22 protein-coding genes and 2 pseudogenes are annotated in these 21,062 nt (G+C 69.7%); 8 read left to right on the top strand and 16 right to left on the bottom strand.

From position 1 onward, the window contains the following. Nucleotides 1-51: 51 nt before the first annotated feature. Both G3I60_RS24145 and G3I60_RS24140 read right to left on the bottom strand, forming a co-directional pair. A pseudogene (locus G3I60_RS24145) lies at nucleotides 52-593 on the bottom strand (PucR family transcriptional regulator); the annotation flags it as partial. A gap of 193 nt (nucleotides 594-786) precedes the next feature. Next, entirely contained in the window at nucleotides 787-966 is a 180-nt protein-coding gene (locus G3I60_RS24140; protein ID WP_138354008.1) for a hypothetical protein, read from the bottom strand. Between the two features lie 207 nt (nucleotides 967-1,173). Here G3I60_RS24140 and G3I60_RS24135 point away from each other — a divergent pair, with 207 nt between their 5' ends. After that, entirely contained in the window at nucleotides 1,174-1,749 is a 576-nt protein-coding gene (locus G3I60_RS24135) for a TerD family protein (RefSeq protein ID WP_164299129.1), read from the top strand. 417 nt (nucleotides 1,750-2,166) lie between these two features. Here G3I60_RS24135 and G3I60_RS24130 read toward each other — a convergent pair whose 3' ends face one another. The 7 genes from G3I60_RS24130 to G3I60_RS24100 all read right to left on the bottom strand — a co-directional run bounded on the left by G3I60_RS24130 (nucleotide 2,167) and on the right by G3I60_RS24100 (nucleotide 8,375). Beyond that, nucleotides 2,167-2,529 (bottom strand): hypothetical protein, encoded by a 363-nt coding sequence (locus G3I60_RS24130; RefSeq protein ID WP_239070170.1) that lies wholly within the window; start codon nucleotides 2,527-2,529, stop codon nucleotides 2,167-2,169. Between the two features lie 55 nt (nucleotides 2,530-2,584). Further along, nucleotides 2,585-2,953: an STAS domain-containing protein gene (locus tag G3I60_RS24125; protein WP_164299127.1), complete on the bottom strand. Its 369-nt coding sequence runs from the start codon at nucleotides 2,951-2,953 to the stop codon at nucleotides 2,585-2,587. Between the two features lie 44 nt (nucleotides 2,954-2,997). Then, nucleotides 2,998-3,309 carry a hypothetical protein gene (locus G3I60_RS24120; protein ID WP_164299125.1) on the bottom strand — a complete coding sequence of 104 codons (312 nt, stop codon included), beginning with the start codon at nucleotides 3,307-3,309 and terminating at the stop codon, nucleotides 2,998-3,000. 75 nt (nucleotides 3,310-3,384) lie between these two features. Beyond that, a complete protein-coding gene (locus G3I60_RS24115; protein ID WP_164299123.1) occupies nucleotides 3,385-4,683 on the bottom strand; it encodes an ArsB/NhaD family transporter in 1,299 nt (432 codons plus the stop codon). Next, complete coding sequence (locus G3I60_RS24110) at nucleotides 4,680-5,150, bottom strand: CBS domain-containing protein (RefSeq protein WP_164299121.1); 471 nt, start codon at nucleotides 5,148-5,150, stop codon at nucleotides 4,680-4,682. The genes G3I60_RS24115 and G3I60_RS24110 overlap by 4 nt, the downstream gene beginning before the upstream one ends. Then, a complete protein-coding gene (locus G3I60_RS24105; RefSeq protein ID WP_138354013.1) occupies nucleotides 5,137-6,462 on the bottom strand; it encodes a sodium:proton antiporter in 1,326 nt (441 codons plus the stop codon). Before G3I60_RS24105 ends, G3I60_RS24110 begins: the two co-directional genes overlap by 14 nt. Before the next feature lie 194 nt (nucleotides 6,463-6,656). Beyond that, the gene (locus G3I60_RS24100; protein ID WP_203673717.1) at nucleotides 6,657-8,375 is read right to left on the bottom strand and encodes a chloride channel protein; all 1,719 of its coding nucleotides are present in this window, start codon (nucleotides 8,373-8,375) and stop codon (nucleotides 6,657-6,659) included. Between the two features lie 174 nt (nucleotides 8,376-8,549). On the opposite strand from G3I60_RS24100, the gene G3I60_RS24095 reads away from it, so the two are divergent. From G3I60_RS24095 to G3I60_RS24085, 3 genes are all read left to right on the top strand, one after another. Then, a complete protein-coding gene (locus G3I60_RS24095) occupies nucleotides 8,550-9,068 on the top strand; it encodes a MarR family winged helix-turn-helix transcriptional regulator (RefSeq protein WP_138354014.1) in 519 nt (172 codons plus the stop codon). Nucleotides 9,069-9,161: 93 nt separating this feature from the next. After that, complete coding sequence (locus tag G3I60_RS24090) at nucleotides 9,162-9,569, top strand: hypothetical protein (protein ID WP_164299117.1); 408 nt, start codon at nucleotides 9,162-9,164, stop codon at nucleotides 9,567-9,569. A gap of 31 nt (nucleotides 9,570-9,600) precedes the next feature. Next, nucleotides 9,601-10,116 carry a nitroreductase family deazaflavin-dependent oxidoreductase gene (locus G3I60_RS24085; RefSeq protein WP_244809038.1) on the top strand — a complete coding sequence of 172 codons (516 nt, stop codon included), beginning with the start codon at nucleotides 9,601-9,603 and terminating at the stop codon, nucleotides 10,114-10,116. Between the two features lie 113 nt (nucleotides 10,117-10,229). Here G3I60_RS24085 and G3I60_RS24080 read toward each other — a convergent pair whose 3' ends face one another. Together G3I60_RS24080 and G3I60_RS24075 are read right to left on the bottom strand one after the other, a co-directional pair. After that, the gene (locus tag G3I60_RS24080; protein ID WP_164299115.1) at nucleotides 10,230-10,946 is read right to left on the bottom strand and encodes a flavodoxin family protein; all 717 of its coding nucleotides are present in this window, start codon (nucleotides 10,944-10,946) and stop codon (nucleotides 10,230-10,232) included. Between the two features lie 127 nt (nucleotides 10,947-11,073). Beyond that, nucleotides 11,074-11,670 carry an ABATE domain-containing protein gene (locus G3I60_RS24075; protein WP_138354017.1) on the bottom strand — a complete coding sequence of 199 codons (597 nt, stop codon included), beginning with the start codon at nucleotides 11,668-11,670 and terminating at the stop codon, nucleotides 11,074-11,076. A gap of 109 nt (nucleotides 11,671-11,779) precedes the next feature. Here G3I60_RS24075 and G3I60_RS24070 point away from each other — a divergent pair, with 109 nt between their 5' ends. Next, the gene (locus G3I60_RS24070; protein WP_164299114.1) at nucleotides 11,780-12,322 is read left to right on the top strand and encodes a carboxymuconolactone decarboxylase family protein; all 543 of its coding nucleotides are present in this window, start codon (nucleotides 11,780-11,782) and stop codon (nucleotides 12,320-12,322) included. A gap of 421 nt (nucleotides 12,323-12,743) precedes the next feature. Here the strand turns inward: G3I60_RS24070 and G3I60_RS24065 are convergent, their stop codons facing one another. Beyond that, nucleotides 12,744-14,342: an HD domain-containing phosphohydrolase gene (locus G3I60_RS24065; RefSeq protein WP_164607700.1), complete on the bottom strand. Its 1,599-nt coding sequence runs from the start codon at nucleotides 14,340-14,342 to the stop codon at nucleotides 12,744-12,746. Nucleotides 14,343-14,478: 136 nt separating this feature from the next. On the opposite strand from G3I60_RS24065, the gene G3I60_RS24060 reads away from it, so the two are divergent. Further along, entirely contained in the window at nucleotides 14,479-15,291 is an 813-nt protein-coding gene (locus G3I60_RS24060; protein ID WP_164299110.1) for an alpha/beta fold hydrolase, read from the top strand. 234 nt (nucleotides 15,292-15,525) lie between these two features. Here G3I60_RS24060 and G3I60_RS24055 read toward each other — a convergent pair whose 3' ends face one another. Beyond that, the gene (locus G3I60_RS24055) at nucleotides 15,526-16,464 is read right to left on the bottom strand and encodes a sigma-70 family RNA polymerase sigma factor (protein WP_164299109.1); all 939 of its coding nucleotides are present in this window, start codon (nucleotides 16,462-16,464) and stop codon (nucleotides 15,526-15,528) included. A 10-nt stretch (nucleotides 16,465-16,474) separates the two neighbouring features. Then, nucleotides 16,475-17,665: an NAD(P)/FAD-dependent oxidoreductase gene (locus G3I60_RS24050; protein ID WP_164299106.1), complete on the bottom strand. Its 1,191-nt coding sequence runs from the start codon at nucleotides 17,663-17,665 to the stop codon at nucleotides 16,475-16,477. 165 nt (nucleotides 17,666-17,830) lie between these two features. Here G3I60_RS24050 and G3I60_RS45640 point away from each other — a divergent pair. Then, a pseudogene (locus G3I60_RS45640) lies at nucleotides 17,831-18,251 on the top strand (IS5 family transposase); the annotation flags it as partial. A gap of 4 nt (nucleotides 18,252-18,255) precedes the next feature. Here the strand turns inward: G3I60_RS45640 and G3I60_RS24040 are convergent. Next, on the bottom strand, nucleotides 18,256-18,402 hold the full coding sequence (locus tag G3I60_RS24040) for a hypothetical protein (RefSeq protein WP_164299102.1): 147 nt from the start codon (nucleotides 18,400-18,402) through the stop codon (nucleotides 18,256-18,258). Between the two features lie 349 nt (nucleotides 18,403-18,751). On the opposite strand from G3I60_RS24040, the gene G3I60_RS24035 reads away from it, so the two are divergent. Next, complete coding sequence (locus G3I60_RS24035; protein ID WP_164299100.1) at nucleotides 18,752-20,137, top strand: MFS transporter; 1,386 nt, start codon at nucleotides 18,752-18,754, stop codon at nucleotides 20,135-20,137. 56 nt (nucleotides 20,138-20,193) lie between these two features. Here G3I60_RS24035 and G3I60_RS24030 read toward each other — a convergent pair. Then, nucleotides 20,194-21,062: CdaR family transcriptional regulator (locus G3I60_RS24030; protein WP_164607698.1), on the bottom strand; the 869-nt coding region annotated here is incomplete at its 5' end.

The raw sequence follows: 21,062 nt of genomic DNA, 5'->3' as shown, positions 1-21,062 counted from the left end.
CCGTACAGTGCCGCAAGGCGGTGTCCTGCGGCCACCCCGTCCGGGTACGGATCATGCGCTGGGGTCCGACTGGATCTCCTCAATCGACCAGTCCAGCAACCGGGCCCGATCACGGCGGCCTGCAGGGTGTAGCGATGCATCGGCTCGGCGGGGTCGGAGCCGGTGAGTTGGCGGATGCGGTCAAGTCGGTAAGTCAGGGCACGAACGCTCAAGCCGAGGTGCCGCGCGGCCTCGGCCGAGACACAGCCCGCTTCGAAGTACACGGTCAGTGTCTCCAGGAATGGCCGGCTCCGCCACGTGGTTGCAGGAACGGCCCCAGGGTGCTCTGCACGAGATCTGCCATTGCCTGCCGGTCACCGGTCAGAACCGGGAAGCAGCAGGTCCGCCGGGCGAAGCCGCCTACGGCTGCTGATCGAAATGGGCCAGGACATCCGCCTGATCGCCCGGGGCGATGCAGACCGGCCGGCCCTCCTTCGTGGTGAGTAGAACCCCGCTATCGCCGAACCGGCTGATCAGCGCGCCCGCCACCCGACGGGTGATGGGGTCCGTGTCGTCGTTCACGGCGGGACCCTCGGCGACCGGACGGCATGTGCCGATTCGAGCTCGTCACGGGCCAGCCGACGGCCCGTCAGGCACACCTCGGCCAAGATACTGGCCTACCCCTCGAGATAATGCTCCGATATCTCCCACTGCGCCACACGCTCTCCTGGGTCTCGACGGGCTGGTGCGGACGTTGGACGTGAGAAGGCATCGGGTGTCCAAAAGGCCGCTGTAGAGACGCCGACATCAGATGCCTGTCAGCCGCAGCAGAGAACGGATGGGGAGTTCGAACCGCAGTCGGGTGGGGATCGCCCGCCCGAAGAGGTCGAACTCGCCCGGCCCGGACAGGCTCAGGTCAGGTGAGGCCGCGCCCACCTGCACGGTCTCGCCGACCGGGAAGACGGTCCACAGGGGTGTGACGCGCACTGACAACCAAACGGACAGGCCAGGGACCCCGAGCCCGCCGCAATCGGCCGGATCCTGGACGAGCGACGGAATGATGACCAGGGCCGATGCTTGGGCAGCCCTGGCACAGAAGCGTTAACGAAGTATCAAGTGGCTCGTCACGAACCATAATTGAAGGGTGGGGCCAGGTGGGTCCCGCGGGGGTCGGGAGCGGGGAGGCAGCGTCCGGTGAGCAGCGTGAACAAGGGGCTCCGAAAGATCGATGTGAGACTCAAGTGGGACCCCAGCCCCTTCGGGGAACCGCCCCGGCATCTCGACATCATCGCTGCGACCTACTCCCTGGACGACCTTCACGGGCGGCCGGTATATGTCGTTCACTACGACAGCAGATCACCGGACGGCACCATCAACATGACCCGGCACAGCCAGACCGGACAGGGTTTCGGCTTCGTCGAGGTCATGGTGCTGGAACTCGACCGGCTGTCATCCTCCTACGGGCGTGTCGTGGTGGGGGTGGTCATCCATCAGGACGGCGGGCGTCGCACCTTCAGTGCCATCGAGAACGCCGCCGTAGTGGTCGTTGAGGGATACACCGAACTGCTGGCGACCGACTTCACGCTGGTTGCGAGCTCCACCGCCACCACGGTCGCGGAGTTCAGCAGGTTGAGTTCCGGCGAGTGGGAGTTCCACGAGATGACCCGCGGATTCGACAGCGACCCGTTGGCCTTCACTCAGGAGATGGGCGGTGCCGAACAGTCCGGGCCGGATGGCGCTCTGGGGACGAGTTCGGCGGGGGCTGCCTGACCGTGCGCGTGAACCCTGAGCGCCCACATCGCCCAGCTGACCCGGCTCGGCAGTAGCAGCACCGGGATCCCGCCGAGTTACCAAGCGGCCCTCACCCTGCTTCTCTCATCGGGCCGGGCGATGACCGGATGCCGGGCTGCCACCAGGCTGCATCGGTGCTGCGCCCGGTCTTCAGGGACATCAGCCGTTTCGGATGCCTCGACACGGCGAGAGGGGCTTCATCGCCTATGACTTGGCTGCGGATCGGCATCACCGTGTTCTCGTGCATCCTGTTCCTGGCCGCACCGGCTGTGCCCGGAGGCCGGACACTGTCCTGCCTACGAGGCCGGTGCACACCACCTACCCGCACGACGGGAGTTCCATCTGCTCCATACTGTCTGCTCAGCGCGATCGCGCGTGGTCTGCCACAGCACTCTCCTACCGCGTGCTGTTGCCTTTGCGTCTACTACTCGTGAGCTGGCCCATCAACGCGACGATAAATCCGGCAACAAGCATCACCGCGCCGGTCAGGGTTCCCCACGCCCGGGTTTCGGGATCGCGGCTCGGCATGCCGAAGACAAGCTGCCAGCACAGAGCGAAGGCCACTATGAGCTGGCCCCAGCCGTAGAGACGAGGGTTGCGGATGTGGCGCCGATTCCTGGGCAGCACCCAGCCACGGGTGACCGCCGCGAAGCCCGCGGCGGCGATGAGCGACGCTATGAGGAGAAGGGGCAGAGCAAGGTAGGGGTTCATGATCTCTCTCCCGCGCGCCGGACCCACGCCGGACGCCAGCGAGATCATGACACGGCTGTGACGCGCCTCCAGACGCTGCCCCCGCGCCGATCGGCGAACGGCGTCAGATGGGATCGCCGCTGTAGGACAGTCCCGTTCGGTCGAGGCCGAGTTCGTGGAGCGCGGCGCGCAACGATGGGTCGGCGCGGTGGACGATGAGGGTAGTGCGGTGGGAGCGGGCGGCGGCCATCAGGGGGAAGAACAGCGAGGCTGCTGCCGTGCCCAGGCGGGGGACCTGCACGAAGTCGAGGTGTGCCTCGGTGGGTGAAGCCTGCAGGAGCGCCGCCAGCAGTTGTCCGATCGGTGCGGCGTTGGCGTGGTTGATCTCTCCGTGCAGGCTCACGACGAGGCGTTCGCGGTCATTGCGGTGGACATGGACGATACGGCGCAGGGCGCGGGCTGCGCGCCACGCTTTCCATCCTCGTTCCGGCATGGTGATCTCCTTGTGGCTGCGCCGGTCCGGATGGCTCTGTCGGGTCACGGCAGGGCGCGAGCGGACCGGGGTCCTACGGTGGAGGCGATGGTGGTGAGGGTCAGTGCCGCGTGCGTCATGGCTATGCCGATGCCGGTGCAGAGCAGGAGGGTGTCCGTGTGGGCGTGAACGAGGCGCGCCACGGTGGTGACCGCCGCGGCCCCGTAATACCGCAGCGCGCACACGCCGAGCATCCGGCGCCGAGTGCAGAACGGTGCCAGCCGGGGCAGCGGGGTGCCGGTGGTCAGTAGGACGCCGACCGGCAGCAGAACGGCGCTGCAGATCGCCAGGATCGTCCAGAGGAGAGTGGCGTTCAATGGGGCCTGCCTGGGGTGGATGGTGCGGAGGGGCTGCGGGCTGGGTACCTCGGTTGCCGTCGCTTGACTGATCTTTCAGGCGAGGGCGAAGTAGCGGAGCCATATGTAGAGGCCGGAGACGGCGATGGTGACGGCCGCGACGGGGGCGCCGTAGCGGGTGAAGGTCCAGAAGCTGATCGGGGTGCGGTTGCGTTCCGCGATGCCCAGGACCACGACGTTGGCGGAGGCGCCGATCGCGGTGGCGTTACCGCCCAGGTCGGCGCCTACGGCCAGGGCCCACCACAGGACGTGCCCGTGGGTGTCGCCCACGGTGTGGACCAGGTCGGCGGTGATGGGGGCCATCGTCGCGACGTACGGGATGTTGTCCACGATGCCCGACAGCACGGCGGAGGCGCCGAGCAGCAGCATGGTGGCGCCCAGGGCGTTGCCGCCGGTGGCGTCGGCCAGGGCGGACGAGACTTCCTTGATGACGCCCGTCTCGATCAGGGCGCCGACCATGATGAACAGGCCGGCGAAGAACGCCAGGGTGGGCCACTCCACATCGGCCAGCACGTCGTTGGTCTTGACGGGGCTGATGGCGACCAGCAGGCCGGCGCCGAGCAGTGCCACGACGCTCGGCTCGTAGTGCAGGACCGGGTGCAGCACGAACGCGGCCACCACCAGGCCGAGCACCGCCAGCCCCTGAACGAGGAGCCTGCGGTCGCGAATCGCCTCGCGTTCGCTCAACGCCATCACCTCGGCCGCGAGCTTCTCGTCGTAGACGAACGCCCGGCGGAACATGAACCGGCACATGACCACCAGAACAGCGGTCAGGATCACGGCCAGCGGGGCGAGATGGACGAGGAAGTCGTTGAAGTTCAGGCCGGCGCGGCTGGCGATGATGATGTTCGGCGGGTCGCCGACCAGGGTGGCGATGCCGCCGATGTTGGAGGCCAGTACCTCGGCGATCAGGAACGGGGCGACGGGCAGATTGAGTCGCTCGCACACCAGCAACGTGACGGGGGCGACCAGCAGCACGGTGGTGACGTTGTCCAGCAGCGCGGACGCCACCGCCGTGATCACCACCAGCATGACCATGACGCGGAACGGCTTGGCGCGGGCGCGCTTGACCGCCCAGATCGCCAGGAACTCGAACAGTCCCGTGCGGCGCAGCACGCCCACGATCATCATCATGCCCAGCAGCAGGAAGATGACGTTCCAGTCGATGCCGGAATCGGTGGAGAAGAAGGCGGCGTCCGCGTCGGTGGCGCGCAGCGCGAGCATGAGGGCGGCGCCGCCCAGGGCGGCGGCCACCCGGTGGACCCATTCGGTGATGATCAGGACGTAGGCGCCGGCGAAGACCGCCAGTGCCGCCCAGGCGTGCCAGTTGCTCATGCGGTGGCCAGCAGTCGTTCCAGGAGCCGGGAGGCGGTGATGACGCCCAGTAGATGGTCCGTGCCGTGTCGGCGGTCGGCGGCGTGTTCGACCACGGCGATCAGGGGGCTGCGGGACGTCGCCATCAGCGCCGCGACCTCCACCGCCGTGTCATCGGCATCCGCGACGGGGGGCGCTGCGGCTTCCTTCGGCAGCACCTCCCCCACCGTGCGGCCGGTCAGTGCCTGGCACAGCCGGTCGGCGTGGGCCTCGTCGATCACCGCGGCCAGCGCCGGGTCCTCCAATACATAGTTCGGCACCAGCAGGCGTACCAGTTGGGAGGCGGGCAGGATCGCGCCGGGCATCCCGTGCGCGTCCAGCACCAGGACGGCCGGCAGGCGTTCCTCGGCCAGCAGTCGGGCGGCGGTCAGGGCGTCGTCGCCGACTCCGATGCTCGGGTACGGTTCGGCCAGATCACGTGCGCGCACGTCGGGGCTCCTTGCTGTGGGGGTCGGCGTCGTTCTTCGGGGCGGTTTCCGGGTCCGCGGCCGGTGCGGGGACCGGTGGTTGCGGATCGCGGCCTTCCACAACGCCGGCGGTGTCGTCGTCCTCGTCGTCGGGGATACCGAGCAGGTCGTCGACGTGGAAGAGGCGGGCGATGGGGACGTCGCTGCTGGAGTGCACGGCGATGGAGACCGCGATGCACACCGCGATCAGCGTGTACGCCTGTTCGCCCTGTGGGATGCCCGCCTGCAGCACCAGCAGCCCGTAGACCACCGAGGCGAAGCCCTTGGGTCCGAACCAGGCCGCCACCCACCTCTCCCGGCTGTCGATCCGTGTGCCGAGCAGGGAGATCAGCAAGGATGCCGGGCGGATGAGCGCGATCGCCAGCACCACCACCACGTATCCACCGACCGACAGGCTCCCGAACAGGGCGGGGGTCAGTAGCGCGCCGAAGACCAGCAGGGCGGCGAACTTGCTCAGTTCCGCCAGTGCTTCGCCCAACGGCTCGAAGGCGTGGGCGGTCTGCGGGGCGGAGGAGGCCAGCACCGCACCGGCGGCGAAGGCCGCCAGGTAGGGGTTGGCGCCCGTCAGGTGGCAGGTCGCGTACAGGACGATGCCGACCGCGAGCGGCCCCAACGGCTGCAGGCGCGGTTCCGCGCCCAGTCCCGGCAGCCGCACCACGGCGGTCATCAGCAGCGGCACCACCACGCCCAGCGCAAGACCGCCGGCCAGCTCCAGGCCCACGACCCCCAGCGAGCCGTTCCCCTCGGCGTGCAGCGGGCCGGCGGCGGTGATCAGGACCAGTACCACTGGCAGCGCCAGACCGTCGTTGAGTCCCGACTCGACGTTCAACAACTGCCGTAGCCGGGCCGGTACCTCCTTGCGGCCCACGATCGCCGAGGCGAACACCGGATCCGTCGGGGACAGCACCGCACCCACCAGCAACGACGTGGTCCAGTCCAGTCCCACCAGATAGTGCGTCAGCACCGCCACACCCGCGAACGCCAACGGCATCCCGATGCCCAGTGCGCGGGCGGGGTTGCGCCACGCGGCGCGCAGGCTGGGGAAGGAGACGTGCATGCCGTCGGTGAACAACACCGTGAACAGCGCCAGGTCCGCGGTCGCGGTCACCAGGGGGCTGTCCGGGGCGATGTGCACCAGGCCCAGAGCGCCGTCACCCACAGCGGCACCGGCGAGCAGGAACAGCAGGGATGTGGAGAGGACGGAGCGGGCGGCGAGACCGGACACCAACACCGCTATGAGCAGGGCGACACCGAACACCGCGACGAGTACCACAAGAAGCTCCCTGGATCGGCAGAAGGATCGCCAAAGCGATCGCCGACCAGACTTCCCGGCACACCGTCACCGAACTTACACGACCCTTACGGTCTCTTGGCGCATTCCTGACGGTGTTCCCACGCGACCGCGCCCAAGGAGCCGCCGGATACCAAGTCCTGCGGGCCCGGGAAACGGCCGGGCCCGCGGCGCGGTCACGCCGGGGAGGGCGGACCCAGGGCGCGCAGGGCGCTCTGGTGGGTGAGCCATCCCACCAGCTGGGTGTGGTCCTGGTCCAGGACCGGCAGGCCGGTGCCCGGGGCGGCCACCAGCACGTGCAGGGCGGTGGCCAGGGACATGTCGACCGTGACGGGGCCGGGGAACTCGGCCAGTTCGCCCGCTGTGGACGGGACACCGGGTTCACCGCCCGTTCCTTCGGCCAGGGCTTCGGCGACGGTGCGAGCGGTGAGCGTGCCCAGGTACCGGCCGTCACTGTCCATGACGGGCAGTACACCGTGGTCCGACATGCTCAGCCGGTATGCGGCCTCGGTGAGTCCGGTGGCCGCGGGCATTGGATCCGGCAGGTCCTCCAGGACCGTGGCGACCGTCTGACTGCCCAGGCGCGCACCCGCGGCGGGCGCGTGCAGATCGATGCCCCGGCGCCGCAGTTTGAGGGTGTAGACGGTGTCGCGGGACAACAGACGGCTGACGAGCGTGGCGGCGACGATGGCCAGCATCAGCGGCAGGATGATCGTGTACTGGCCGGTCAGCTCGAAGAGGATGACCACGGCGGTGATCGGTGCCCGGGAGGCGCCGGCGAAGACCGCACCCATGCCGACCAACGCGTACGCGCCGACCGCGCCGGCCGTGCCCGGTACCAGGCCGTGGACGGCTGTGCCGTAGGCCGCGCCGAGCATCGCGCCGATGAACAGGCTCGGGGCGAACACGCCGCCGGAACCGCCGATGCCGATCGTCAGACTGGTCGCCAGGATCTTGCCCACGAGCAGGAGCAGCAGGAACCCGGCGACGTACTGCCCCTGGGCCGCGTTCTGCAGAACGGGGTAGCCGACTCCGTACATCTCGGGCAGTACCAGCAGCAGAACGCCCAGCAGGATGCCGCCGGCGGCGGGGCGCAGCCACTCGGGGCCGCGCCAGGCCCAGTCGCAAGCGTCCTCGATGAGGTAGAGGATGCGGGTGAAGCCGACGCCGACCGCGCCGGCAGTGATGCCGAGCAGCGCGAACAGCGGGTATTGGGCGACGTGGTCGATGTGGAAGGCGGGCAGCGTCAGGAACGCGGTGTCGCCGAACGCGGCACGCCCGATGACGCTGGCGGCGACACTGGCGATGACGACGGCGCCGAACGATTCGACGGCGAAGTCGCCCAGGATCAGTTCCATGGCGAAGAACACCCCGGCCAGTGGGGCGTTGAAGGTGGCGGCGATGCCGCCGGCGGCGCCGCACGCCACCAGCAGGCGCATGCGCCCCTCGCCGACCTTGACGAAGCGTCCCAGAGTGGAGCCGAGCGCGGAGCCGATCTGCACGATCGGGCCCTCACGGCCCACCGAGCCGCCGGAGCCGATGCACAGCGCCGAGGCCAGCGCCTTGACCACGGAGACGTTGGGGTTGATGCGGCCGCCGCGCTGCGCGACGGCCAGCATCACCTCGGGCACCCCATGGCCGCGCGCCTCCTTCGCGAAGCGGTCGACCAGCGGCCCGTAGAGCAGGCCGCCGATCACCGGAGTCAGCAGGACGAAGTACACGCCCAGCCACGGGACGTGTGGGTTGGCGGCATGGCCGGCGCCCGCGTAGTCGGCGTGTCCGGAGAACAGCCGGGTGAAGGTCTGGATCAGCCAGCGGAAGGCGATCGAGCCGAGCCCGGCTCCGGTGCCGATCAGCAGGGCCAGGACCGTCAGGCCCCAGGGAGCTTCACGCATCCCGGTCACGACCGCGGGCGGCCGCGACCGCAGTGGCACCGCGCTGACGGCCGTGGGGGCTGGGTCCCGAATGCGGGAACTGCTCATGGTCTGTCTCCTCGAAAAGCTACCTTTGCATTATGCAAAGATAGTCAAGAGGATGGCTCCCTGTCACACGCGGGGTAGAAAGGGGGCATGAACCAGAGCGCGCAGCCCCTGCCGGGCACGGATGACGTCGATGCGGTGACCCGTGCGGTACTGACCGCCTCACGCGTGCTGGTCGCCGTCTCCGCGCGCTCGCTGGCCGCCATGGAGGACGCGGTCACCTTGCCGCAGTTCAGGCTCCTGGTGGTGCTGTCCACGCAGGGCGCCACCAAACTCGTGGTCCTTGCCGAGCAGTTGGGCGTCAACCCCTCGACCGCGATGCGCATGATCGACCGCCTGATCGCCGCAGGGCTCGCCTCCCGTCAGGTCAATCCCGGAAACCGGCGGGAGAACCTCCTGGAGCTCACCGCAGCCGGTCGCCGCATCGTCGACGAGGCCACCGCCCGCCGCCGCGACGAGATCGCCGCGATCGTCGCCCGCGTCACCCCCGACCAGCGACAGGCTCTCGTCGACGCCCTGACCGCCTTCGCCGAGGCGGGAGGCGAGCCTGCCGCCCCCACGGGAGCCGACCTGTACCCGCTGGGCTGGCCAGAACCCGCCACCTCCTGATTCGCGTGGGACCCGCGGAACCTTTCCCGCAATTGTTTGCATTGTGCAAGGATGGGGTTTCGTCAGCGCTCACCTCAGCGAAGGAACGGTCGCATGCGGCAGATTCCCGCTGCCTGGTTCGTCCTGCACCTGATGTGTGCTCTGTGCGGAGCGCAGGCTGCCCAACGTGAACTCGCTCCGCCCCACCAATCCCCTGTGCGCTGGTTGCGCTGGAACCGCGCAACTCAGGACCGCTACGCCGCAGGCCGTGACCAGTCCATGTGGTGGCTGATCGTCGAGAGCGAGCGCTACGACAACGGTCCGGGCGAGAACGTCACCGCCGAGCGTGCCAAACAGTTCAGCGATGCCTTCCACCATCCCCGCACCTACCAACGCGTGCACCGAGCGGACCTCTACAGCGACGCCGGATTCTGTGCCGGCTGCGACGCACCGTACTGCGAGCACCACTGGACCCGCGCACCCGGCGAAAGAGCCAGTTGCCCGCACGGCCACCAGCGGTGAACCCACGCGCCACCAGAAGAGGAGCCCGCCCGTGATCCGGAACATCACAGCCGTCCCGCCGCCCACCGGCTGGCGCCGCCGGCTCGCACGCGCCCCGATCCACCTCTACCGCTGGCACCTGGGACGTTTGATGGGCCACCGCGTCCTCCTGCTCACCCACACCGGTCGCACCAGCGGCCAGCCCCGCCTGGTCGTCCTTGAGGTCACCGGTCGCAATGCGACCACCGGCGCCTACCATCTCGCCTCCGGCTTCGGCCCCACATCACAGTGGTACCAAAACGTTCTGCACTCCCCCCACGTCACCATCCAGGTCGGTGGAACGCGCATGCCCGCCATCGCCCGCCCCATGACCCCGGAGGAATCCGGGCACACTATGGCTGCCTACGCCCCGCTGCACCCACGCACCGCTCGCCGCCTGATGGGCTGGTGCGGCATCGATACTGACGGCACCGCCGACGACTACTACCAGATCGGCCACGATCACATCCCCTTCGTCGAAATCACGCCAACCCCGGGAGCGCCTGGAGACGACCCGCAGAGAGCATGAATCCGGGGCCGGACGGGGACCGGGCATCATGGCTCCGCCTCGAAAACGAGCCTGAGGGCAGGGCCACGGAGCACCGCGTGTACGGGAAACGCCGACCTGACATCCCGCTTCGGTCAGCGGTGTTCGGGGTTCTCGAAGTCGAAGCGGCAGCCCGCGTCCCACTCGGAGCGCTGGTTTCCGTGTGCGGGGATGCCGCCCGCGTCCTTGAGCATCCGCGCCAGGTGCAGGAGGTTCCACGTCATGAACGTGGTGTTGCGGTTGGTGAACTCGTTGTCCGGGCCGCCCGAGCCCTCGTCCAGGTAGGACGGGCCGGGCCCGGCCTCGCCGATCCACCCGGCGTCGGCCTGCGGCGGGATGGTGTAACCCAGGTGCTGCAGGCTGTAGAGCACGTTCATCGCACAGTGCTTGACGCCGTCCTCGTTGCCGGTGATCAGACAGCCGCCCACCCGGCCGTAGTACGCGTACTGTCCCGCCTCGTTCAGCAGCGACGAGCAGGCGTACAGCCGCTCAATGACCTGCTTCATCACCGAGGAGTTGTCCCCCAGCCAGATCGGCCCGGCCAGCACGAGGATGTCCGCGGCCATCACCTGGCTGTACAGGACCGGCCACTCGTCGCTCTCCCAGCCGTGTTCGGTCATGTCGGGCCAGACACCGGTGGCGATGTCGTGGTCGACAGCGCGGACGACGTCGACCGCGACACCCTGCCGCTCCAAGATGCCGCGGCTGACGTCGATCAGACCCTCGGTGTTGCTGCGCTCGGGAGAACGCTTGAGCGTGCAGTTGATGACCAGGGCGCGCAGATCGGAGTAGGACGGCGCAGTGTCCGGCATGCGGGTGCCTTCCGCTCTCGGATGGGCAGAGTTCTGAACCACTCCACCAGGCAAAACCCTCTGACGCCAGGCGCGGATAGGCCGGACGCGTGAGAGAACCCGTATCCGAGGGCGCACCACCTGCGGCTTATCGGGCCGCCTTCGTCCGCTCGTAGTGGCGGGCCGCGCGGGCCCTGGTCCCGCATCCGGCTGAACACCACTCGCGACGGGGGTGGTCCTTGACGAAATACAGGACACACCCGGGCGCCTGGCACGCCCGCAGGTCGCCGATCCGGTCACCGCCGAAGAAGTCCACTGCTCGCTGAGCGATCTCAGCCAGCGCGGCCACGACGGACGTCGTCGCGCTGCGGGCACGAACGGACGGGCCATCGGCCCACGAGAGTTCCCGCCATCGAGCAGCCGCACGGACCTGCCCGTTGATCACCTCCACGGCTTGGCGCGGGGGTGTCCCGCCACGGACCGCCGCCTCCGCGAGAACACGGATCGCGTCGCGCAGGGCCCGCGTGGCGCGCAGCTCTTCGGAGCCGGTGGCCAGCAGGTCCGCGTCCGCGCACTGCTCCGCGAACCGTGCCCGGTTGTCACGGAACCACGCCGCGACGTGCTCGACGGTCTGCAGCCCGTCGACCAGGCGTCCCCTGACCGCATAGGTGGCATTGGCCAGCTCAATGGGGAGCGGCTCCCCCAGCGCGGGCGCACCGCCTCCCTCCAAGTCCTCAACCTTCATAACCTCACGGTAACACTGGCTTGCATCCGTGAGAAATGTATGACTACTGTTCTCACGTTTGATCGAACTATCAACCGTGAGAATTAGTGTCGTTCCACTGGAGGAAACCATGTCCCGACTCCCGATCATCGAGCCCGCCCACGCCCAGGGCGCAGCCGCCGACCTGCTGGCCACAGTCCAGAAGACGCTCGGCGTCACGCCGAACATGACCAAGGCCATGGCCAACAGCCCCGCCGTCCTCAAGGGCTACCTGGAGTTCTCGGGCGCCCTCGCCACCGGCGAACTCCCCGCAACGGTCCGCGAGAGCATCGCGCTGGCCGTGGCGCAGGAGAACACCTGCGACTACTGCCTCTCCGCGCACACCTACATCGCCACCAACCTCGCGGGGCTCACCACGGAGCAGGCGCACGCAGCACGCAGGGCCGAGTCCACCGACCCCACATGCGACGCCGCCCTCAAGCTCACCGCCGCCCTCGTGCGAACCCGCGGAGACGTGACCGACACCGACCTCAAGACCGCCCGCGCAGCCGGTCTCAATGACACCAAGATCGCCGAGGTCATCGCTCACGTGGCGCTCAACATCCTCACCAACTACTTCAACAAGGCAGCCGCTGTCGACATCGACTGGCCGCAGGTCAGTCACCTCTCCTGACCTACGTCGCCTCCCGCCGAAGCGGGAAGAGCAGAAAGGGCGGGCGCCCCACTTCTGACGAGCGTCAGAAGGAGTCCTCCGTTCGACGAGCAAGGGAGCCCCGCATCGTCCAGACGGGACAGACACCTGTCCACACGCTCGGTCCAGCCGAGACCGAGCCTGCGGTCTGTCCGGGGGAGGTGGGCATGATGCGGGCCGAAAGTCCCGAAGTCCTCCAGACTCGTCACCTGTCGATCAGTACGTCGGGTTCGCAAGGGTCGGCCTGGATGCGCAGGTCCTTGCTTCGCCCCATCGGACGGCCCATCGAATCGGTGGGCATGTACCGTTCGCGGACCGGCGGTCCGGAAGGGTCCGAGATCGACTACGTGGCCGGCTACGTGTGTGCCCTGAGGCCAGCCGCGTGCGTCGGCCGGCGAAACCGCTAGTCCGTCGGCGGCTCGAACGCGCCGACGAGGCCGTGTTGCATCGCGTAGAGGGTGGCAGCGGCCCGGCTGGACACGCCGATCTTCGCGTAGATGTGCTCTACGTGGTTGGCTGCGGTCTTCGGCGTGATGGTGAGGCGGGTTCCGATCTGCCGGTTGGACTGTCCTCGGGCGAGGAGGGCGAGGACTTCTGCCTCGCGCGTTGTCAACCCGTCAGGCCACGCGCGCCGACGCGGCCGTGGCCGCCCTGCCGCGGTGAGGACGGCGGCGACCGCGGCACCGTCCAGTCGGCCCGCTGTGGCCTCGGCGGTGAGCTCCTCCGCGGCCTCGTCGAGGGTGAACGCCCCGCGGTGCGGGCGCGGCTCGGTCATCGCGTGGTAGGCGTCAGCCGTCGCCAACAGGTTGTCCATCGGCCGGAGTTGGGCGCCGGTGAGACCGCGAGGGTATCCGGAGCCGTCGAGGCGCTCGTGGTGGCGGCCGGCGATCTCCCGGCTCGCTGCCAGGGCGCTCACCCCGGCCAGCATCCGCTCGGTGAGGTACGGGTGCAGACGCACATGCTCGGTCTCGGCAACGGTGAGGGGGCCGTGCTTCTCCCAGATCGCGTTGGACACACCGAGCCGGCCGAGATCGTGCACCAGCCCGGCCCGGTACAGCGTGGCGATCTCCGCGTCAGGCAGCGACCAGACGCGGCCGGCGGTGGCCGCCAGGCCGGCCACGCCACGCGAATGGCCCGCGAAATGCGGGGACTTCAGATCCGCGAGGTCCGCCATCGCCTCAAGGATCGTGTCCAGCTCGGCGCCGGCCACCCGGCGCCCGAGCGAGGGCTCGGCATCGAGGATCGCGTCCCACTCCGACGCCTCGTCGAGCCCGTCGAGAACCTGCCAGGCGTTCGCACAGAACAGCTCCACGACCGCGGGGTCGTAGTCGGCACCCCGGTGCCGGCGCAGGTGGCGGCGGGCGGCGTCGACGCCGTGGTTGCGGGCGTAGACCTCGGCGGGGCCGGCGAGCTGCACCAGCCGGGCCGGCAGCGCGATGTCGGCACCGCGCAGACCGTTCGGGACACCCTTGCCGTCCCACTGCTCGTAGGCTTGCCGGAAGGAGTCCACGGCGACCTGGTCGAGCCCGATCTGCTGGGCGAACTGGGACACCAGGCGTGCGTGCGTGGACAGGAAGTCCATGACCTCCTTCCAGCCCGAGCGCGGGAACTGGGTCAGGCGGCGGGCACGGTCCAGCCCGCTGCCGTGCGAGGCGACCTGGCGCACGATGAAGGCGGCCAGCTGGGCCGTGTTCATCCCGAGGGTGTCGTAGGCGGCCGCCTTGAAGGCGATGTCGTCGCCGAACCAGCGGGCCTGTTCGGACGCGTCGGCGTGGCAGTAGGCGTTCATCATCAGGCCGAGGTAGTACGTCGCCTCGCGCTCCCGTTCGGAGGCGCCCGCAAGGTCGGCGAGTCGCAGGGCGATCGTCGTCTGCCGCATGCAGTGCGCGAGCGGCTGGCCCAGGCCCAGGTCGGCGGCGTAGGACAGGGTCGCGGCCAGTTCGGCGACCCTGACGCCGTGGAACGCCGTGGCATTTCCCGTGCTCGCCTGCCGACTGGACATGGGCCGAGTTTACGTCCGCGCCGACCGGTCTTCCCGGGCACAGATGGGCAAAACGCCTCATGCGTCACCCGTTCACCCGTTCGTACGGTGGTCGTGTCCGCAGTTACACCGCTGTGCTCAGCCAAGGAGAGCCGCCATGACCACCACCCAGACCCAAGACCTGGCGCCGACCTCAAGCGTGAAGGACTACGTCGACGCCGGCGCTCTGCGCACCTACTACGAGGCCCAGGGGACCGGTGAGTCCCTGGTCCTGCTGCACGGCGGCTTCGCGAGTGTCGACGTCTTCGGCGGCGGGTTCACTCCGCTGCTCGCCGAGCGGTATCGCGTCTACAGTCCGGAGCGGCGCGGACACGGTCGGATGCCGGACGTCGAGGGCCCGATCACCTACGAGATCATGGCCGACGACACCACCGCCTTCATCGAGGCGCTGGGTATCGGACCGGCGCACGTGGTGGGCTGGAGCGACGGTGCCAACGTCGGCCTGATCGCCGCGCTGCGGCGGCCGGACCTGGTCCGCAAGCTCGTTGTCATCGGCACCGCGGTCACGATCAGCGGTGGCCGCCCCTGGGCTCAGGCGATGATGGACGGCTTCACTGTCAACCACCTGCCGCCGATGCTCCTCGAAGTGTACGCGGCCCTGTCTCCGGACGGCCCGGACCATTTCCCCGTCGTCTTCGACAAGATCCGCCCTGCGCTCCTGGTTACCGAGACCCAACTCACCGACCTCGCGACCATCACCGCGCCGACCCTGGTCATGGCCGGCGACGACGACTTGGTGACCGTCGAGCACCTTGAGGCCATGCGCACCACCCTGCCGGACGGACAGCTCGCGATCGTACCCGGCACCTCGCACGGCCTCCCCCTGGAGAAGCCGGAGCTGGTCAGCCGACTGATCTTCGACTTCCTGGCCGAGGAACAAGCGGAGAAGTTCATGCCACGCCCGAAGTAGCCGGCGAACTCTCGTACGTCCGTGACCCGCCGACGCGTCGGCCGGTGAGTACGCAGGAGGACGACGGCTGGAAGGAACCACACAGGTCAGCTACCTGGCCAAGCCCCACGGCGGCTTCGTGTTCCACCGCCCCCGACGCGCTTCGGCCCCCGCGATGCTGTGCAGCGCGGGGGCCGAAGGGGTGCTGTTATCGCTCCGACTCAGGTCACGGTCTCGGGATTCCGGTGGCTCTGGTCACCATGCGTTGATGACCGGTGCGTCGGGTTCGTGCTGCCGCCAGGCCTCATTGAGGCGCGCGAGCCGGTCCGCGGCGGCGATGCCCCGCAGGGACGCGACCTTGCCGTCGACGACTTCGAACGCCACGGCGCCCACGACCCGGTCGTCGACCACGGCGAGGACGGCCGGGGAGCCGTTGAGCAGCGCGACATGCATCGCGGGCGAGCCGCCGGCCAGCCGCCGCTTCGCCGGCGTGGGCTTGAAGCCGGCCCGGACATAGGAGGCGACCCGCTCGCGCGTGCTGTAGCGCAACAGCCGCCTGGCCAGTCCGGCGCCGTCCGAGACCGCCGTCACGTCGTCGGTGAGCAGCGCCACCAGCCGTTCGGTGCGCCCCGACGTGGCGGCGGCGAGGAACTCCTCGACGATCCGGCGCGCGGCCGCGGGGTCCGCCCTGTAGCCTTCGCGGCGCTCGGCGGCGACCCGGATCCGGGCCCGGTGGACATGCTGCTGGCTCGCGGACTCGGTGATGTCGAGGATCCCGGCGATCTCGGCGTGGGGGTAGGAGAATGCCTCGCGCAGGACGTAAGCGGCCCGCTCGACCGGCGAGAGGCGCTCCATGAGGGTCAGTACGGCCAAGGACACGGATTCGCGCTGCTCGAAGGTATCGGCAGGACCGAGCATCGGGTCGCCCTCGAGGAGCGGCTCGGGCAGCCAGTCTCCGACGGCTCGCTCGTGGCGCGCCTGCGCCGAGCGGAGCCGGTCGAGGCAGAGATTGGTGACGACCTTGGTCAGCCACGCCTCCGGCACCTCGACCCGTTCGCGGTCCGCGGCCTGCCAGCGCAGGAACGTGTCCTGCACGGCGTCCTCGGCGTCGGCCGCCGAGCCGAGCAGACGGTACGCGAGCGAGGCCAGCCGGCCCCGGCTGGCCTCGAACCGATCGATGGCTGTGCTGTCCATGCGAAACAGCCTATGCGGCGACCCTCACACCGGCCCGGTCGGGCGCGGTGGCCAGGCGGCGCTTGCGCTTCGGCATGCCGAAGGTCGGGTGGGCGATGCCCCACCCGGCCCCCTTGAGCACGCCCGACTTGAGCCGCGCGGCGGTCCGGCCGCCCAGGTACCAGGACTTCGACCGGACGTCCCCATCCACCATCTGGAAGATCGCGTCCCGCCGCCCGAGGCTGATGTGGTTGCCGTAGTACTTCAGTCCAGTGGTCGGGACCTTGCTGCCCGTCAGGCGCGCGATGATCGCGGCGGTCGCCTGCATGTTGGTGAGGCCGGCCGAGGCGCAGGACATCGGCAGCGGCCGGCCGTTCTCGCCGATCGCGTAGGCGCAGTCACCGGCGGCGTAGACGTCCGGGTGCGAGAGCGAGCGCATGGTGCGGTCGACGACGATCTGGCCGGTCTCGGCAACCTCCAGACCGCTGGCGGCCGCGATGGGGTGCACGGCGAACCCGGCCGACCACACGGTCACGTCGGCCGGAATGGACGTACCGTCGGCGGCGATCGCACGTGTCGGCTCGACGGCTTCGATGCCGGTGTGCTCGTGGACGGTGATGCCGAGCCGGTCGAAGGCCTGGCGCAGGTGACGGCGGGCCTTCGGGGAGAGCGAGGCACCCAGCTCGCCGCGGGCGGCGAGCGCGACCGAGAGGTCGGGCCGGGACTCGGCGAACTCGGTGGCGGTCTCGATGCCGGTCAGCCCCTCACCGACGACCAGCACGGTACCGTCCCCGCCCAGGCCGGCCAGGCGCTCGCGCAAACGCAGCGCCGAGGACCGGCCGGTCACATCGAAGGCGTACTCGGCCGCGCCGGGGACGCCATGGTGGGCTACGGAGCTGCCGAGCGCGTAGAGAAGCGTGTCGTACGCGAGCTCGCCGTCCCCATCCTCGCCGGTCACGGCGACGGTCCTGCGCTCGGGGTCGACGCCGGTGACGCACGCCAGGCGCAGCCGCACTCCGGTGCCCGCGAATACGTCGGTGAGCTTGCGGAACGCGACGTCCTGGCCGATCGCGAGCTGGTGGAGCCGCATCCGCTCAACGAAGTCGGGCACGGCGTTGACAACGGTGATCTCGGTGTCGGCGGGGGAGAGCCGACGGGCCAGGTTTCCGGCGGCGAAGGCCCCGGCGTATCCGGCGCCGAGTACGACGATGCGGTGCTTCATGGCGTGGCTCCTGTCTCGTTCGCGTGCCCTTTGAACGAGACGGCGCCCCGATTGCTGACAGGAGCCGGGTGTGACGCGGGTCACCGGCTTGAGGTTTTCGGCAGGCGCAGGGTTGTCAGCAATCCAGAAGACGTCGGAGCGCCGCCGTTGTTGCCGGACCGGACGCCGAGGCGGGGCGGGCGGTGGCGTGATCACCGGCAGGTGATCGACGCCACCAGTTCCAGACCGGGTCGCAGTGGGTGCACCTGCCCGCCGAGTACGGGTCGTGGAAGGGCGTCTACACCCGGCTGCGAAAGTGGGCGATCAACGGTACCTGGGAGCGGGTGCTTACTGCCCTGCTCACCCAGGCCGATGCCGAGGGCGAGTTGGATTGGGCTGTCGCAGTGGACTCCACGATCGTGCGTGCCCACCAGCATGCGGCCGGGGCCCGCAAAAAGGGGCCCCGGCCGGCGAGCCCGCCGACCATGCCATCGGGCGCACCCGCGGTGGGCTGACCACCAAGGTTCACTTGGCGGCGGATGGGCGTTGTCGGCCGCTGTGCTTGGTCCTCACGCCTGGCCAGGCGGATGACGCGCCCGCATTCGAGCACCTCACGTCGGCGAGCACCACCTCGGGGGCTTCTTGACGCCGGCCGCGTCGAGCTCCCGCTCCGCCGCGGAGACCATCGGGTCCTGGGCGAAGTCGAGGCCGCCGGAGGCGATCTCGGCGACGACGATGATCCAGCCCTCGGTGGTCACCGTCCGGTCGGTATCAGGTCGGACAACAAAGCCTCAACCTGATCGAGGTCCACTGGAATAGACAAGAGGGCCCTCGACCTCTTGGAGGCCCCAACCTTACCAACGCCGGCAATCGGCGCGGCGCGGGAGTGTCGGCCTGCCGCCCGCAGCCCGTGCAAATCAGCACGGTACGGGTTACCGGGGATGACGACAGTTGCTGCCAGGTGCCCCTCACTGGACAAGCTCCACGGCTCCCACCACCACGAGACGACGTTGAACTATGGACTCCCACCACATGGGGCAACGCCCGGGCCATTCCTACCGTGAGCAACACCAAAGTCACCCTCATCCCCGCCCGGAAGAGACCGATATGACCGCACCCACAGCCCCACCGCCAACTCTCCGCAACATGGCGAAAGTTGTAGCCGCGAGCCTCATAGGAACCACAATCGACTGGTACGACTTCTTCCTCTACGGCTCCGCCGCCGCCCTGGTGTTCAACAAGCTGTTCTTCCCGGGCTCCGATCCGCTGGTCGGCACGTTGCTGTCGTTCCTGACCTACGCGATCGGCTTCGCCGCCCGGCCGGTCGGCGCGCTGGTGTTCGGGCACTTCGGCGACCGGCTCGGGCGTAAGAAGCTGCTGGTCATCAGCCTGTTGATGATGGGCGGCGCGACGTTCTGCATCGGTCTGCTGCCGACCCACGCGACGGTCGGCTCGGCCGCGCCGGTGCTGCTGACCGTGCTGCGGCTGGTGCAGGGCTTCGCGCTCGGGGGTGAGTGGGGCGGGGCCGTGCTGCTGGTGTCGGAGCACGGGGACGCCAAGCGCCGCGGGTTCTGGGCGTCGTGGCCGCAGACCGGGGCGCCGGCCGGGCAGTTGCTGGCGACGGGGGTGCTCTCCGCGCTGACCGCGCTCATGTCGGACTCGGCGTTCCTCGCCTGGGGCTGGCGGATACCGTTCCTGCTCTCCGGTCTGCTGGTGATGGTGGGCCTGTGGGTGCGGCTGTCGGTCGACGAGTCGCCGGTCTTCAAGGCGGCGCTGGCCAAGGCCGCGGCGCGGACGTCCGAGGATCCCGTCGAACGCATGCCGCTGGTAGCCGTGTTCCGGGACCACTGGCGCGATGTGCTGGTCGCGATGGGCGCCCGGATGGCCGAGAACATCAGCTACTACGTCATCACCGCGTTCGTCCTGGTCTACGCGACCACCCACGCGGGGCTCGGCAAACAGACCGCGCTCAACGCCGTACTCATCGGCTCCGCCGTGCACTTCGCGGTGATCCCGGCCTGGGGCGCGCTGTCCGACCGGATCGGCCGCAAACCCGTGTACCTGCTGGGCGCGGCCGGGGTGGGGCTGTGGGCGTTCCCGTTCTTCATGCTCATCGACCGCGAGAACTTCGGCTCGCTGGTGCTCGCGATCACCGTCGGACTGATCTTCCACGGCGCGATGTACGCGCCGCAGGCGGCCTTCTTCTCGGAGATGTTCTCGACCCGCATGCGGTACTCCGGTGCCTCGATCGGCGCCCAGTTCGCCTCGGTCGCGGCCGGCGCCCCCGCACCGCTCATCGCGACCGCGCTGCTGAAGGACTACGGGACGTCCACCCCGATCTCCCTGTACGTGGTCCTCGCCGCCGTCATCACCCTGGTCGCCGTCGCGGTCGCCAAGGAGACCCGCGGCCGGGACCTCACCGCGGTGGAACCGGAACGGGAACGGGCCGCGGACCCGGCGCCCGCGGCCACCGCCGCGACCGCGCCGCGCTGACCGCGAAAGGATCAGCCGGTCCGCGACCAGGAGGGTGGTCGCGGACCGGCGGCGGTTCAGCCCGCGCCGCCCAGCCGGTGCAGGCGTAGCGCCAGTTGGAGTTCGAGGGCGCGGTCCGGTTGCTGCCAGTCGGGGCCGAGCAGCTGGGCGACGCGCTCCAGGCGCTGGGCGACGGTGTTGACGTGGACGTGCAGCGCGTCCTTGGTGCGGGCCGGGCTCATCCCGCTCGCGAAGTACGCGTCGAGGGTACGGACGAGGTCGGTGCCGCGCCGGGTGTCGTAGTCGGTGACCGCGCCGATGGTCCGCCGGACGAAGCCCCCGACATCGCGGGAGTCGGCCAGCAGCAGGCCCAGGAAGCCGAAGTCCTCGGCCGCGGCACCCTCTCCGCCCCGGCCGAGCACCCGCAGCGCGTCGACGCAGCGCTGCGCCTCGGCGTATCCCGCGGCGACCGCCTCGGGGTGCGCGGCCGGGGCGGGGACGCGGGTGGACGCGCCCACGGTGACTTCGGCGTGGACGGCCGCGCCCAGTTGCGCGGCCAGCCGGCGGGCGGTCGTCGACGCGTCGACGCCGTCCTCCAGGGGCAGCAGCAGTACGGTGCCGCCGTCCCGGGCGGCGGCCAGGCCGTGCCGGGTGGCGGCGACGTGCGAGGCGGCGGACCACAGGCGCTGGCGGTCGGCGGTAGCCCCGTCGGCCGGCCGGGCGGCGAGCACGACATGCGGTACGTCGAGGTCGGCGCGGAGCCGGCCGGCCCGTTCGCGCAGCAGCCGGGGATCGCGGTGCGGCGCGTCGAGCAGGTCGTCGAGCAGCTCGCCCCGGAAGCGCTGCTCGGCCTCGCCCGCGGTGCGCCGGGCGAGCAGCAGCAGCGCGGTGACCATGGCGGCGCGTTCCAGGGTGCGCTGGTCGACGGGGTCGAGTCCGGGGTGGC

It is taken from the genome of Streptomyces sp. SID13666 (genome assembly GCF_010548325.1).
GTDB lineage: Bacteria > Actinomycetota > Actinomycetes > Streptomycetales > Streptomycetaceae > Actinacidiphila > Actinacidiphila fildesensis.
This window is presented reverse-complemented; position numbering and strand designations above follow the sequence as displayed.

What these genes read in the sequence shown, in the direction of transcription:
- G3I60_RS24065 (WP_164607700.1), bottom strand. Translation starts at nt 14,342, where the DNA reads ATGTCCAGTCGGCAGGCGAGCACGGGAAATGCCACGGCGTTCCACGGC.
- G3I60_RS24035 (WP_164299100.1), top strand. Translation starts at nt 18,752, where the DNA reads ATGACCGCACCCACAGCCCCACCGCCAACTCTCCGCAACATGGCGAAA.
- G3I60_RS24050 (WP_164299106.1), bottom strand. Translation starts at nt 17,665, where the DNA reads ATGAAGCACCGCATCGTCGTACTCGGCGCCGGATACGCCGGGGCCTTC.
- G3I60_RS24115 (WP_164299123.1), bottom strand. Translation starts at nt 4,683, where the DNA reads ATGAGCAACTGGCACGCCTGGGCGGCACTGGCGGTCTTCGCCGGCGCC.
- G3I60_RS24090 (WP_164299117.1), top strand. Translation starts at nt 9,162, where the DNA reads ATGCGGCAGATTCCCGCTGCCTGGTTCGTCCTGCACCTGATGTGTGCT.
- G3I60_RS24055 (WP_164299109.1), bottom strand. Translation starts at nt 16,464, where the DNA reads ATGGACAGCACAGCCATCGATCGGTTCGAGGCCAGCCGGGGCCGGCTG.
- G3I60_RS24095 (WP_138354014.1), top strand. Translation starts at nt 8,550, where the DNA reads ATGAACCAGAGCGCGCAGCCCCTGCCGGGCACGGATGACGTCGATGCG.
- G3I60_RS24070 (WP_164299114.1), top strand. Translation starts at nt 11,780, where the DNA reads ATGTCCCGACTCCCGATCATCGAGCCCGCCCACGCCCAGGGCGCAGCC.
- G3I60_RS24130 (WP_239070170.1), bottom strand. Translation starts at nt 2,529, where the DNA reads ATGATCTCGCTGGCGTCCGGCGTGGGTCCGGCGCGCGGGAGAGAGATC.
- G3I60_RS24125 (WP_164299127.1), bottom strand. Translation starts at nt 2,953, where the DNA reads ATGCCGGAACGAGGATGGAAAGCGTGGCGCGCAGCCCGCGCCCTGCGC.
- G3I60_RS24100 (WP_203673717.1), bottom strand. Translation starts at nt 8,375, where the DNA reads ATGCGTGAAGCTCCCTGGGGCCTGACGGTCCTGGCCCTGCTGATCGGC.
- G3I60_RS24080 (WP_164299115.1), bottom strand. Translation starts at nt 10,946, where the DNA reads ATGCCGGACACTGCGCCGTCCTACTCCGATCTGCGCGCCCTGGTCATC.
- G3I60_RS24060 (WP_164299110.1), top strand. Translation starts at nt 14,479, where the DNA reads ATGACCACCACCCAGACCCAAGACCTGGCGCCGACCTCAAGCGTGAAG.
- G3I60_RS24075 (WP_138354017.1), bottom strand. Translation starts at nt 11,670, where the DNA reads ATGAAGGTTGAGGACTTGGAGGGAGGCGGTGCGCCCGCGCTGGGGGAG.